Genomic DNA, 13,635 nt, shown 5'->3' with positions numbered 1-13,635 from the left:
AGTCGCAGGCCTTTTTTGAACAATCAAGACACATATAAAGATATTCAGTGTGATATTGATGTAATCAATCCTTCTTTGGTTGAAATTTTCAAACAATGGAGCCGCTATATTACCACAGAGAAAAGGTTCTCTGCCCATACAATACAGTCCTATCATCACGATGTTTTGATGTTATTGAAATTTTTAAATAAACACCGTGATGATTTTGAAGATGAAACCGATTTCCAAAAACTGACTGTAGCTGATTTTCGCGCCTTTCTGGCCCAGCGCCGGGCCGATGGATTGGGATCGCGCTCTTTGGCCCGGGCCTTGTCGGCCTTGCGCTCGTTTTTCGGCTATCTCGATCGGGCAAAGGGCATCAAATGCGATGCTCTGGCCGCCGTGCGCAGCCCGAAACTGCCCCGCCGCCTGCCCCGGCCCATCGGTATCAAGGATAGCCGCACCCTGCTCAGCAGCATCGGGGATGAAGCCCGCGAACCCTGGATCGGTGCCCGCGATTGTGCCGTTTTGAGCCTGCTTTATGGTTGCGGCCTGCGCATTTCCGAAGCTTTGTCTTTGCACTGCGGCGATATCGCCGGGCGCGATATGCTGATCATCAAAGGCAAGCGCGATAAGGAAAGGCTGGTGCCTGTTTTACCTTTAGTTGCAAAAGCCATTGCCGATTATCTGGCCTTATGCCCCTATCCCCAAAGCTTTGATCGGCCTTTGTTTTTAGGCGTGCGGGGGGGCCGTTTGGGGGCGCGGGCGGTGCAGGCGGCGATGCAAAAGGCCCGTTATGCGCTGGGCCTGCCGGAAAGCGCCACCCCCCATGCCCTGCGCCACAGCTTTGCCACCCATCTTCTGGGGAATGGCGGCGATCTGCGCACCATTCAGGATCTTTTGGGCCATGCCTCTCTTTCCAGCACCCAGCTTTATGCCGATGTGGATCAGATCCATCTGATGACCAGCTATGAACAGGCCCATCCCCGGGCCAAAGCCAGGAAACAGCCCTGAAGGCTTTAAGCCGGGCTGATACCCAGCTTTTGAAACAGGGCCCGGTCGCGATCATGTTCGGGATTGCCGGTGGTGAGCAGCTTTTCGCCATAAAAGATCGAATTGGCCCCCGCCAGAAAAGCCAGAGCCTGACATTCCTCGCTCATGCTTTCCCGCCCTGCCGATAAACGCACCGCCGAGCGGGGCATGGTGATGCGGGCCACGGCGATGGTCCGCACGAATTCCAAAGGATCAAGGGGTGCGGCATCGGCCAGCGGCGTGCCTTTCACCTGCACCAGCATATTGATCGGCACCGATTCGGGATGCGGTGTCATGGTGGCCAGCACCTCCAGCATCGAGGCGCGATCCCCCACGGTTTCGCCCATCCCCACAATGCCGCCGCAGCACACGCTCATCCCGGCTTCCCGCACATGGGCCAAAGTTTCAAGGCGTTCGTCAAAGGTGCGGGTGGTGATGATCTCGCCATAATATTCGGGCGAGGTATCAATATTATGATTGTAATAATCAAGGCCCGCCGCCCGCAAACGCTGGGCCTGATGGGCTTCCAGCATCCCCAATGTCATACAGGTTTCAAGGCCCAGCGCTTTCACTTCGCGAATGATGCCTTCCAAAGCGGGCAGATCGCGATCTTTCAATCTGGTCCAGGCCGCCCCCATGCAATAGCGCGAAGCCCCCCCGTCCCTGGCGCTTTGGGCATCGGCCAGAATGGGGCCGATATCCATCAGCTTTTCCGCTTTCACTCCGGTCGCTTCGGCAAATTTGGCCGATTGCGGGCAATAGGCGCAATCTTCGGCACAGCCGCCGGTTTTGATCGATAAAAGCTGGGAAAGCTGCACTTTATTCGGATCATGAAAGGCCCGGTGGATTTCGGCCGCCCGAAAGATCAGATCGGAAAAGGGCAAGGCAAAAAGAGCGCCGATCTCGGCTTTGGTCCAATCATGGCGGATGCTGCCTTTAAGCTTAGGATCATCCACGCCTTCAAAGGCAGACAGCGCAGACGCTTTTGCAGTCGAGGGCGTTTTAAGGGATGTGTTAATGCGCGTGGCCATAGCATATCCATTCAATGGGGGGGACCAAACGCTTGCCCGCGCAGGGCCGTGAAGTCAAGCCCGGCATCGCCCGATATTTCACAAAAACAGGGCGGATCATGCGGCCCAAAACGCATGATCATTGACCTGCAATCCCGAATGGCGCTATCGCCTGATCATGATCAAACCCTCATCCCTTGCGGCCTTTGCTGAACAAAAGCTTGATGCCCTGCGCGATGCCGCACTGGATCGCCATCTTCATCCCACGGCCCGGGGGGCGGGGATGACAGCCCGGCGCCATGGGCAGGATCTGATCTCATTTTCCGATAATGATTATCTGGGGCTTTCCACCGATCCACGCCTGATCGAGGCGGCGGTGGATGCGGTTCGGCGCTATGGGGCGGGGGCCGGGGCTTCAAGGCTGGTGAGCGGCGATCATCCCCTTTATGCGCAGCTCGAAGCCCGGCTGGCGGCGTTCAAGGGCACCGAAGATGCGGTGGTTTTCGGCTCGGGCTATCTGGCCAATATCGGCTCTGTTCCGGTTTTTGCAGGCCGTGAGGACCTCATCCTGATCGATGAATGGGCCCATGCCTGCCTGCACAGCGGCGCGCGGCTGGCCCAATCCCGGTGTTTGCGGTTTCCCCATAATGATATGCACAGCCTTGATCATCTGCTGGCCACCCATCGCCGCGATCATCGCCATGCCCTGATCATCACCGATGGTGTTTTTTCCATGGATGGCGATCAGGCCCCCCTCGCTGAATTGACCGCTCTGGCCCAAAAGCATCAAGGCTGGCTGATGGTGGATGATGCCCATGGCGTGGGTGTTCTGGGCAAAGGGCGGGGCACCCCGGCACAGCAAAACCAGCATCCCGATCTTTTGATCGGCACCTTATCAAAGGCTTTGGGCAGCTATGGCGGCTATGTGGCCGCCGACAGCCCGGTGATAGAGCTGATCCGCAATCGCGCCCGCAGCCTGATCTATACCACCGGCCTGCCGCCGGCCGCCATCGGCGCGGCCCTTACCGCCCTCGATATCATCGAAAACGACCCTGATCTCTGGGCCAGGCCCTTGATGGCGGCACGCTCTTTCTGCCAGGCTTTGGGCCTGCCTGAACCCCAAAGTGCGGTGGTGCCGCTGATTTTGGGAAGCGCGGAAAAAGCCCTTGCGGCGCAGGCGAAGCTGTTGGCGCGGGGCTATCTGGTGGTGGCCATTCGCCCCCCCACCGTGCCCGATGGCACCGCCCGGCTGCGCTTTTCTTTTTCCGCAAGCCACCGCCAAAGCGATATCGATGGCCTGATCACCGCCCTTCAGGATACGGGGATCGTGTGATGGCTGGATTGTTCATCACCGCCACCGGCACCAGGATCGGCAAAACCCTGCTCACCGCCGCATTGGTGCACCAACTGCGCCACGCCGGGCGAAGGGTGCAGGCCATCAAGCCGATCATTTCCGGCTATGCCCCCAAGGATGAAACAAGCGATACCGCCCTCTTGCTCAAGGCTTTGGGGCGGCCCTCATCGGCCGCTGCCGACATATCACCCTGGCGATTTGCGGCCCCGCTTTCACCGGATATGGCCGCAGCCCTTGAAGGGCGCCGCCTTCCTTATCCGGCGCTGCTCGCTTTTTGTCGGCAGGCCATGGCCGCCCCCGGCCTTACTTTGATCGAAGGAGTGGGCGGGGCCTTTGTCCCCCTTGATGATCGCCATCTGGTGGCCGATTGGATCGCCGATCTGGGCTGTCCGCATCTTCTGGTGACGGGCAGCTATCTGGGAAGCCTCAGCCACAGCCTATCGTGCATCGAGGGGTTGGCCCATCGCGGGCTTGCACCCTCGGCCCTGATCGTCAGCGATAGCCCCGATCATCCGGCCGCCATTCCCCTGAACGACACTTGCAAGAGCCTCTCTCGTCATATCTCCTGCCCGATCATCAGCCTGCCGCGCCTCGATGGCCCCGACCCTTGGGCCCACGCCCCCGATCTTTTGGCCGTGCTTGATCGGCTGGGTATTCCGGCTGCCTGACAGGCTTAAATGTCTCTCGCTTTTTGAGGCGGCAAGCTTTGCGCCCCCAGCCCGGCAAAGCCTGCCTGCCCGCCCGGCCATGGGCTTTGATTTTTTGTAATCATTAATTTTATATCGCATAAAAACAATGGCTTAAAATGTTTTTTTAAACTGGCCCGGCATTTGCTGATGAAACGGCATCATCCTTTATACCGGGAGCCTGTGATGCCTGCTTTGCCCCTAACGCCGATTGTGAATGACTTTGATCCCAAGGTTTATTTTGAAATCGCCGCCAGTACGCTGGTCAGAAATTTCGGGGATCGCGCCCTTTATTATGCCGATGAAGCCCTGAAAAAAATGCGGGCCATCGATGATGCGGATGGCTTTGATATGTGGCTGGGGATCCATCAGCATATTCTGGGCATCATCCGTGATGGGCATATCCCCGCCGGAGTCTCGATTCATTAAAGCAAAGCCGGGGCTGAACTTTTCGATGGACCATGATAGGACTATGGCGCTTTTCTCCAAAGGAGTGCGCAGCCATGGTCGGCCATCCCCCGCCCAAAGATCAGCCCCATCAACCTGATCAGCCCCGTCAGCCCGATTGGTATGAAGCGGGGCTTCGGCATCTGTGGTTTCCCTATAGCCAGATGAAAACCGCCCGGCCGCCTTTGGCCATTGCCTCCACCCATGGCGAAAGGCTGCAACTGAGCGATGGGCGCAGCCTGATTGATGGCATCGCAAGCTGGTGGACCGCCGCCCATGGCTATAATCATCCGCATATTCTGGCGGCCATCCAAAAGCAGCTTCAGGCCATGCCGCATGTGATGTTTGGCGGCCTGATGCACGAACCCGCCGCCCGGCTGGCTGCGCGTTTGGCTGGGCTTTTGCCCGGTGATCTGGATCGCGTGTTTTTCGCCGAATCCGGCTCGGTTTCGGTCGAGGTGGCGATGAAAATCGCTCTTCAATATGGCATCAATCAGGGCCGCCGCCGCCATCGCTTCCTGTTTTTTCGCCATGGCTATCATGGGGATACTCTGGGCACCATGGCGGTGTGTGATCCCGATGAAGGGATGCACCGCCATTTTGAAGGGATGCTCGCCCAACAGATCATGGGGGAATTGCCCGATGATCCGGCCCGCCTCACGGCCCTTGATGATCTGATGGGCCGCCATGCCGATGATCTGGCAGCGGTGATTATCGAGCCATTGGTGCAGGGTGCCGGGGGCATGCGCTTTCATAAGCCAGAGACTTTGAAAACCGTGGCCGATCTGTGCAAAAAGCACGATATTCTGCTCATTCTCGATGAAATTTTTACCGGATTTGGCCGCACGGGAACGCTTTTTGCCTGCCAGCAGGCGGGGATCGTGCCCGATATCATCACCCTTTCCAAAGCCCTGACCGGCGGCACTTTGCCCTTATCAGCAGCGATTGCCCGGCGCGGCATTTATGATGCCTTTCACAGCGATGATCCCAATCATGCCCTGATGCATGGCCCCACCTATATGGCCCATGCTTTGGCTTGTGCTGCGGCCAATGCTTCCCTCGATCTGTTTCTAACAGAAGATCGCCTGGGCCAATGCGCGGCCATTTCCCGGCAATTGACGGATGAACTTGAGCCCTGCCGCCATTTTCCCGGTGTGCGCGATGTGCGGATATTGGGGGCCATCGGCGTGGTGGAATTGATGCGCCCCCCCAATATCGATAAGCTGAGGCAGGCCTTCATCGACCGTGGCCTGTGGATCAGGCCCCTTGGCTCGGTGGTCTATCTGACCCCGGCGCTGACCATCAGCCCTGCGGATCTTTCCGCCCTGACCGAAGGCATCAGGGCCTGCCTGAAAGATCTGTGAGGCCAGCCCCTGCGCCACCAGAATGCCGATAGCTTCCATCGGCACCCCACTGTTTCGTGTGGCAGAATAATGTTTTTATAAATGATGCGATTGTGCGGCCCTTGGCCAAGCCATAAACTGTGATGCAGATGACCATTTTACACAGGAGCGCAGCATGACCAAAATCCTCGTTTTATATTACAGCATGTATGGACATATCGAAATCATGGCCAATGAAGTGGCCAAAGGGGCCAGCAGTGTTGAAGGCTGCGAGGTGAGCTTGAAGCGCGTGCCCGAAACCATGTCCGAAGATGCGGCCAAAGGCGCCGGCGCCAAGCTCGATCAGGCAGCGCCTGTAGCGAGCCCTGCCGAATTGGGCGATTATGATGCCATCATCATTGGCACCCCCACACGCTTTGGCAATATGGCTGGCCAGATGCGCACCTTTTTCGATCAAACCGGCGGCCTGTGGGCCAAAGGGGCTCTGGCTGGCAAGGTGGGCAGCGTCTTTACCTCGACCGGCACCGGCGGCGGCAGCGAGACAACCATCATCAGCACATGGCTGACTTTGGCGCATCATGGCATGGTTTTGGTGGGCACCCCTTATGCCATTCCTGAATTGACCGATATCAGCGCCGTGCGCGGCGGCTCGCCTTATGGCGCGGCCACCATCGCCGGGCCCGATGGTTCGCGGATGCCCAGCGAAGCCGAACTGACGATTGCCCGCTTCCAGGGCAGCCATGTGGCCAAAATCGCCGCCAAACTACACGGCTGAGATTGAACTGAAATCGGGCTGAAGCTGAATCCCAAAATCAAGGGCTGTGTCCATCCAAGGCACAGCCCTTTTTATTTCTGCGGCAAATGGCTTTAGAATTTATAGCCAACCCCGATCCCGAAAATCCACGGATCGATATCCACATTGGCTTCGATCGCCCCATCATTGAGGGTGACCCGGGTATCGAGAAACAGCTTTTTCATATCGATATTGATCATCCACGGCCCTTTCACGGCGAAATCCGCTCCGGCTTGCAGGGCAATGCCAAAGCTGTCGCGTGCCTTTAGCTGCGTGACCACGCCGCCTTCCGCTTTATCCTTGATGAACATCGTATAATTCACCCCGGCCCCGATATAGGGTTTGAAATAATCGCCGAATTGCTGGTGATATTGCACGGTGAGGGTGGGCGGCAAAAGCAACAGTTCGCCCAACTCCAGATCGCCCAAAGCTGTGCCCTTGGCCCGGGCATCATGGGGCGATACCGCCGCGATCAATTCAACCGCCAGATGATCGGTGATGAAATAGGTCAGATCAAGCTCGGGCATCACCGCATTATCAATCCCAACATCCCCGCCAATGGCGCTGATGGTCGCGCTTTCATCAGGGGCCACCAGAATGGCCCGGCCCCGTAGCAGAAAATCCCCTGCCTTTACCATATCCTGCGCGCTGGCATCGGGCGCACAGATCAAAACCGGCACCATCGCCGCCATTGCCCACATATTCAGTTTCATCACACATTCCTTTCTTAAAGCCTTCTGGCCATGGCTAAAGCCTTGCCGACCCTTTCAATGTCTTTGGTTTAGGGCTTTCCTGACGGCGGCTGTTGATCCATATCAAATAAATGTGAAGAGGAGGATATGCGTGCTTTTCCGGCAACAGTCGCAGCGGCCAGCCTTCAGCGCCGGACAGCGGTTTCAACGATCAGGAGAGTGGCCACGCCCTGGCCCAAAAGGCGATCTGTGGTGCTTTGCAGGATCGTCTTGATGATATCCAGATCCACCGATTCGCCCGGACGGATAAAATGCTCCGACAAATCGGACAGATTGGCGAGATAAGCCGCTTCGAGCCGGGGCATCAGCCGATTGATTTCGGTTTTCGCCTTCGCATCCACCGCCGCCAGATTGAGCCGCAGATGAAAACTGCCGCTGACATAGCCATCGCGCAGCAAGGGCACGGTCATCGGCATCAGTTCCACATAGATGGGGGCAGTAGCGGCCTCAGCCTTTTTTTCTGCCAAAGCCCAAGCGGGTTGAGGCGCAAGAGCAACCCAGGCCATTGCGATCATCGCCAGCCATGAAAGAGAGATCATCTTCATCCCGTGAGTGTGGCGATTAAATCTTAAAAAGATGTGAGGCACTGATCAGAATAAAAATTCGCATTTTGCAATGCATTTTGATTTCTATATTCCGAAATTGCCGGGCAGTCGGGCCAAAAAATGGATTCTATGGCTGAAAGATGGCGAATTTCCGGCATCATAAATATGGCACGCGGTTTGCTTATCAGGGTTGAGAGACAACAGACAGACCCTCATTGCAAAGACCGTATCTCGACCCTCAGGTCCGCTCAATCAGGGTTTGCTGCTGTATCTTTAAAATCGACACTCAATTGGCCGGTCCGGACCCCATCCCGGGCCGGTCATTTCTTTTGCCAAAAGCCGTGATCAGCCCCGCCTTTTGCCCAGCACCCGCATCAGGATATAGAGCGGCACCACGATGGCTGCGCCCATCAACACATAGATGAGCAAGCCATCCACCGATTGCCAGCTCCACAGCGCCATTGCCGACAGGCGATTCCATAAGGATTGCCAGAATTCCATCGGCGAAAGACCAGCCACCTTCAAAAACAGGCCCACCAGCAGGCTGGCGAGCACAAGGCCAAGGACCTGTTTCATGGTGATGGATTTCATAAGCCGCCTTTGGATGATCAAATGATAAGAAACCCCATAAAACACCGTCCTTTCGCCCTTGGCAAGTCAGCAACCGGAGACGATCCGGGAGCCAGGCAAGTCCTTTAAGTCTGTTTAAAAGGTGCCCGCTGATCGGCCAGATCGGCCAATTGCCCTGTGGTGGCCCCGGCGGCTTCGGCCTCAAGCAAAATCCGGCTGTCTTCCTGAGCGCGTTGCTCATGAACACTTGTCGCCGCATATAGCAGGGATTGTTTTAAGTGATCGACGGCCAGAGGCCGCAGCCTTGCTTTTCCAAAGCGTAAAAGCAGACGCCCGAATCCGGCATGGATCAGGAGATTATCGGGGTCCTGCTTTAAAGATCGCTGAAACAGATCAATCGCCTGATCGCGATCCGCCCCGAAAAACAGGCCGCCCAAAAAAGACCCGGCCCCCAAAATCACCCGCCCATGCCAAAAACCGAAAGAGGCGAGAACACGCGGATCATCGGGATCGATTTCATAAGCCTTTTCAAGGAACCGCTTTGAAGCCCTGGCATCAGACAGGCTGCGATTGATTTGCGCCCGCACCCCATAGCTGGCTGCCGCCTGCAGCAGGATTTCGATGGCATCGGCGTCCAAGGCCAAAGCCTGATCAGCCCAATCCAATGCCCGATCAACGGCCTGCTTTTGCTGATCGGGCTGATCATCATACATCACCGATGCCAATAAAGCGCGCGAGGCCATAACAAACCCGCCCGCACTTTGCATGGCCGTGCCCCGGGCGATCACCGCATCCCACTGCCCCGCATCATAAGCGGCTTTCAGATCATCGGCCAATCCCGCTTCATCAGCCAATCCCGCTTCATCAGAGAGCGCAGAATCAAAGGCGGCCACGCCGCCCGCCCAGAAGAAGGCCCCGATCAGCACAATCAGCCGGATAAAGTCCCGGCGGAAGCACGCGAAGGCCCTTCGCCACCTCCCCATAAAAATGCGCATGAAAAATGGCCTCCTTTCGACAAGATTTGCCACAAGAGCCCATTTCCCACGCACATGATCATTCTATCCAGTAGCAGATGATTATTTCGGGGCAATGACCATGGTCATCTGCCGCCCTTCCAGCCGGGGATGCGCCTCAACCTTGGCGACGGCGGAAATATCATCCTGAACACGCTTCAAAACTTCCATGCCCAGATCCTGATGCGCCATTTCGCGACCGCGAAAGCGCAAGGTGACCTTCACCTTATCGCCGGCATCCAGAAATTTGGTCATGGCCTTCATTTTGGTCTGATAATCATGGATATCGATGCCGGGGCGCATCTTGATTTCCTTGACCTCTTGAATCTTCTGCTTTTTCTTTGCGGCATTGGCTTTTTTCTGGGCTTCGTACTTATATTTTCCAAAGTCCAGCACCTTGCACACCGGCGGATCAGCATTGGGCGAAATCTCGACGAGATCAAGCCCCACCTGCCGGGCAACCTGCAAAGCGGTGTTGATATCCACAACACCATGATTATCCCCATCGGGGCCGATCAGGCGCACCTGTGGCACCTTGATACGTTCGTTGATCCGCGGGCCTGTTGGTTTCGGCGGCGGACCGACAAGACGACCTTTACGTATGAGCTTTCCTCCTGCAATGAATATCAGACAAAGCCCACGCTCTGCCTGTCGTCAAAACTGATGACGGATCGACTATAACCTGTCTGCCACATCTTGGCGAGTGGCCCCCATGCAACAATCCGTCACTAAATTCATAATTTTCAGGGCATGTGTGCTTCCGCAACCAAAAGCGCAAGGGCTTCATCCAAAGCATAGGATGTCTGATCATTCGACCCCAAACGCCTGAGCGAGACTTTGCCCTCTTCCGCCTCGCGCTTGCCCACGACCAGAAGAGCCGGAACCTTGGCCAGACTGTGTTCGCGGACCTTATAATTGATTTTTTCATTCCGCAGATCGCTTTCAACCCGCAAGCCTGCGGCTTTCAAACGATCCCGCACATGGGCGGCATAATCATCGGCATCCGATGTGATGGTCGCCACCACGGCCTGCACGGGGGCAAGCCATAAGGGGAATTTTCCCGCATAATGTTCGATCAGAATGCCGATGAACCGCTCGAACGAGCCAAAAATCGCCCGATGCAGCATCACCGGACGATGCCGCGCCCCATCTTCGCCCACATAGCTGGCATCAAGCCGTTCAGGCAGCACGAAATCCACCTGTAAAGTGCCGCATTGCCAATCCCGGCCAATGGCATCGGTCAGCACGAATTCCAGCTTCGGCCCATAAAAGGCTCCCTCGCCGGGATTGAGCTCAACCTCAAGCCCCATAGCCGTGGTGGCATCGCGCAAGGCGGCTTCGGCGCGATCCCAGGTGGCATCATCGCCCGCACGCTTTTCCGGCCGATCCGAAAATTTCACCCGGACCTTCTCAAATCCCAGATCCTTGTAAACGGCAAAAAGCAGGGTTGAGAAGGCTTCGCTTTCCGAACGGATCTGCTTTTCGGTGCAGAAAATATGGGCATCATCCTGCGTGAAAGCCCGCACCCGCATCAAGCCATGCATCGCCCCCGAAGGTTCATAGCGGTGGCATGAGCCAAATTCAGACAGCCGCAAGGGCAGATCGCGATAGCTGTAAAGCCGTTGATTGAACACCTGCACATGGCAGGGGCAATTCATCGGCTTTACCGCCAGTTCACGCTCTTCTGACGTCAGCGCATACATATGTTCGGAGAATTTTTCCCAATGGCCGGATTTCTCCCACAGGCTGCGATCCACGATCTGCGGGGTTTTGATCTCGCGATAACCGGCAGCATCGAGCTTTCGCCGCAAATAGGTTTCAAGGGCGCGATAGATGGTCCAGCCCTTGGGATGCCAAAAGGCCATGCCTGCGGCTTCTTCCTGAAAATGGAAAAGCTGCATTTCCTTGCCCAAGCGCCGATGATCGCGCCTTTCCGCTTCTTCAATCCGCTCCAGATGAGCGCGCAATTCCTTTTTATCGCGCCAGGCGGTGCCATAGATACGGGTGAGCATTTCATTGCGCTGATCGCCCCGCCAATAGGCCCCGGCCACCTTGGTCAGCTTGAAGGCATCGCCCACCTTGCCCGATGAAGGCAGATGCGGGCCCCGGCACAGATCCATCCAGCCATCCCCATGGCGATAGACCGAGATTGTTTCGCTTTCCGGCAGATCCTCGATGATTTCGGCCTTGTAATGCTCGCCGATGGACCGGAAATGGGCGATGGCCCGCTCACGATCCCATTCTTCGCGGCGGATCGGCTCATCCCGGGCGACGATCTCATGCATCCGGGCTTCGATGACCGCCAGCTCTTCTTCGGTGAAGGGCTGATCGCGGGCGAAATCATAATAAAAGCCATCCTTGATCACCGGGCCGATGGTCACCTGTGTATCGGGATAAAGCTCTTGCACCGCTTCGGCCAGAATATGCGCGCTATCATGGCGAATCAGCTCCAGCGCATGATCTTCATCGCGGGCGGTGATGATCGACACCGCAGCATCTTTGGTGATCGGCACTGAAAGATCGCGCAGATGGCCATCGATCATGATTGCAAGGGCGGCTTTCGCAAGGCCCGGACCAATGCTGGCAGCCAGATCCGCCCCGGTGACCGGGCCATCGAATTGGCGGCGGCTGCCATCAGGCAAAAGCAGGCTCACAGGGCGGGCATCAGGCCCGGATGCAGCAGAGATATCGTCCATCGAACTTCATTCCATTCAGCCAAATCCACGGGGTCAGAAACAGACGGACCCATGGTGTTTGGCGATCATCATCTGATTTCGGGCGCAAAAAGATGCGCGCCCCAGCAAAAGGGCACAGCCGCACGAAGCCGGGTTTATAAGTCAGTTTCCCATGATGCGCAAGGCGTTCACCGCCGCTTTCAGCCCGGCTTCAAGGCCCGTGATCAGGCCGCCAGCATCCTTTGATAGCGGGCCAGAACCTGCTGGCACATTTCATCCCGACCAAAGCGGTTCACCATCCGGCTGCGGGTTTTCATGGCAATGGCCAGCCGCGCTTCGGTTTCCAGATCAGCGGCATGGAGCAGGGCTTCGGCCAAAGCCCCGGCATCGCCCGGGTCCACCAGCCAGCCGGTTTCCCCATCCAGCACCGTTTCCCGCGCCCCGCCATGGCGGCTGGCCACCACCGGACGGCCCATCGCCTGCGCTTCCACACACACCCGGCCAAACGCTTCGGGCTGGATCGAGGGCACCGCCACCACATCCGCCAGCATATAGGCGGCGGGCATATCCTCGCAATAACCGGCGAGCCGCACCCGGCCCCCCAGTTTGTGCTTTTCGATCAGGGCTTCAAGCTGGGCGGCCTGCTGGCTTTCGGCAGGCCCGCTGCCTAAAATAAGACAGAACAGATCATCCCGCTCGATCCGTGCCATCGCCTCGATCAGGATTTCAAAGCCATTGCGCGGCAAAAGGCTGCCCGCCGCCAGAATGATCGTGCACCCATCGGGCAGGCTGTAGCGCCGCGAAAGCTGGATCAGCCTTTGCGCCTTTACCGCTGCCGGATTGAAGCGCGCCAGATCGATCCCGCGATGGATCACCGATATCCGGTCGGGGCTCAAATGTCGTTCGGTGCCGATCTGTTCGGCAATGAAATCGGAAATGGCGATGATATGATCCGCATCGGTAAAGGCCCGTTCATAGCGGCGGGCCAGAAACCCCCCATCCGGTGGCCCCAGATCGCTGATCGTGCTGACGCTGTGGCACCCGGCCGCTTTCGCCGCCCGCATGGCGGGCCAGGCAAAAGCCGGGCTACGCACATGCACCAGCTTCACATCATGGGCAGCGATCAGGCGGGCGATCCTGCGCTGCATCAACCGCATGCTGAGCGGATTGGGGCGGGGCAAGGATAAGGGCTCATGCAAAGAGCCCCCCACCAAAGCTTCGGCCAGCAAAGAGCCCAAAGCCGATGCAATCACCGACCGCCCGCCCTTTTGCACCAGCGCTTTCGCCACATCCACCGCCGAGCGGCCAACGCCATGCGGCTCCAGATCATCGAGAATCTGCAAAACGCAAACGCCCTTCAGGTCCCCATCCTCGGGTCTGAGGATAAGGTCGCGCGAGGGGGATGTTCCGGGCATAATCTGTTCCAAATCAAAAAA

Annotated in this window: 14 protein-coding genes; 6 read left to right on the top strand and 8 right to left on the bottom strand. The window is 57.3% G+C overall.

The window, feature by feature from the left end:
- The first annotated feature begins 15 nt into the window (after nucleotides 1-15).
- Entirely contained in the window at nucleotides 16-993 is a 978-nt protein-coding gene (locus QK300_RS00975) for a tyrosine recombinase XerC (RefSeq protein ID WP_348651787.1), read from the top strand.
- 5 nt (nucleotides 994-998) lie between these two features.
- Here the strand turns inward: QK300_RS00975 and bioB are convergent, their stop codons facing one another.
- Nucleotides 999-2,042, bottom strand: coding sequence for a biotin synthase BioB (gene bioB / locus QK300_RS00970; protein ID WP_348651786.1), 1,044 nt, complete (start codon nucleotides 2,040-2,042; stop codon nucleotides 999-1,001).
- 157 nt (nucleotides 2,043-2,199) lie between these two features.
- Between bioB and bioF the strand changes: the two genes are divergently transcribed.
- The 5 genes from bioF to wrbA all read left to right on the top strand — a co-directional run bounded on the left by bioF (nucleotide 2,200) and on the right by wrbA (nucleotide 6,626).
- On the top strand, nucleotides 2,200-3,354 hold the full coding sequence (gene bioF / locus QK300_RS00965) for an 8-amino-7-oxononanoate synthase (RefSeq protein WP_281299845.1): 1,155 nt from the start codon (nucleotides 2,200-2,202) through the stop codon (nucleotides 3,352-3,354).
- Nucleotides 3,354-4,043, top strand: a complete 690-nt coding sequence (gene bioD / locus QK300_RS00960) for a dethiobiotin synthase (protein WP_281299846.1) — start codon at nucleotides 3,354-3,356, stop codon at nucleotides 4,041-4,043. The genes bioF and bioD overlap by 1 nt, the downstream gene beginning before the upstream one ends.
- Nucleotides 4,044-4,247: 204 nt before the next feature.
- On the top strand, nucleotides 4,248-4,490 hold the full coding sequence (locus QK300_RS00955; RefSeq protein WP_281299847.1) for a hypothetical protein: 243 nt from the start codon (nucleotides 4,248-4,250) through the stop codon (nucleotides 4,488-4,490).
- Between the two features lie 74 nt (nucleotides 4,491-4,564).
- Complete coding sequence (locus tag QK300_RS00950; RefSeq protein ID WP_281299848.1) at nucleotides 4,565-5,872, top strand: adenosylmethionine--8-amino-7-oxononanoate transaminase; 1,308 nt, start codon at nucleotides 4,565-4,567, stop codon at nucleotides 5,870-5,872.
- A 154-nt stretch (nucleotides 5,873-6,026) separates the two neighbouring features.
- Nucleotides 6,027-6,626, top strand: coding sequence for an NAD(P)H:quinone oxidoreductase (gene wrbA / locus QK300_RS00945; RefSeq protein WP_281299849.1), 600 nt, complete (start codon nucleotides 6,027-6,029; stop codon nucleotides 6,624-6,626).
- A gap of 92 nt (nucleotides 6,627-6,718) precedes the next feature.
- Here wrbA and QK300_RS00940 read toward each other — a convergent pair whose 3' ends face one another.
- The 7 genes from QK300_RS00940 to QK300_RS00910 all read right to left on the bottom strand — a co-directional run bounded on the left by QK300_RS00940 (nucleotide 6,719) and on the right by QK300_RS00910 (nucleotide 13,614).
- Nucleotides 6,719-7,357 (bottom strand): OmpW family outer membrane protein, encoded by a 639-nt coding sequence (locus tag QK300_RS00940; RefSeq protein ID WP_281299850.1) that lies wholly within the window; start codon nucleotides 7,355-7,357, stop codon nucleotides 6,719-6,721.
- 164 nt (nucleotides 7,358-7,521) lie between these two features.
- Nucleotides 7,522-7,935: a hypothetical protein gene (locus tag QK300_RS00935; protein ID WP_281299851.1), complete on the bottom strand. Its 414-nt coding sequence runs from the start codon at nucleotides 7,933-7,935 to the stop codon at nucleotides 7,522-7,524.
- 351 nt (nucleotides 7,936-8,286) lie between these two features.
- A complete protein-coding gene (locus tag QK300_RS00930) occupies nucleotides 8,287-8,532 on the bottom strand; it encodes a DUF6460 domain-containing protein (RefSeq protein ID WP_042088354.1) in 246 nt (81 codons plus the stop codon).
- Between the two features lie 104 nt (nucleotides 8,533-8,636).
- A complete protein-coding gene (locus QK300_RS00925; protein WP_281299852.1) occupies nucleotides 8,637-9,506 on the bottom strand; it encodes a hypothetical protein in 870 nt (289 codons plus the stop codon).
- An 81-nt stretch (nucleotides 9,507-9,587) separates the two neighbouring features.
- Entirely contained in the window at nucleotides 9,588-10,127 is a 540-nt protein-coding gene (gene infC / locus QK300_RS00920) for a translation initiation factor IF-3 (RefSeq protein ID WP_348651800.1), read from the bottom strand.
- Nucleotides 10,128-10,267: 140 nt separating this feature from the next.
- The gene (gene thrS, locus QK300_RS00915) at nucleotides 10,268-12,220 is read right to left on the bottom strand and encodes a threonine--tRNA ligase (RefSeq protein ID WP_281299853.1); all 1,953 of its coding nucleotides are present in this window, start codon (nucleotides 12,218-12,220) and stop codon (nucleotides 10,268-10,270) included.
- A 203-nt stretch (nucleotides 12,221-12,423) separates the two neighbouring features.
- On the bottom strand, nucleotides 12,424-13,614 hold the full coding sequence (locus QK300_RS00910; RefSeq protein WP_281299854.1) for a glycosyltransferase: 1,191 nt from the start codon (nucleotides 13,612-13,614) through the stop codon (nucleotides 12,424-12,426).
- Nucleotides 13,615-13,635: the final 21 nt, after the last annotated feature.

This window comes from Iodidimonas sp. MBR-22 (assembly GCF_029946565.1).
Taxonomy (GTDB): Bacteria; Pseudomonadota; Alphaproteobacteria; order Sphingomonadales; family Rhodothalassiaceae; genus Iodidimonas; species Iodidimonas nitroreducens.
This window is presented reverse-complemented; position numbering and strand designations above follow the sequence as displayed.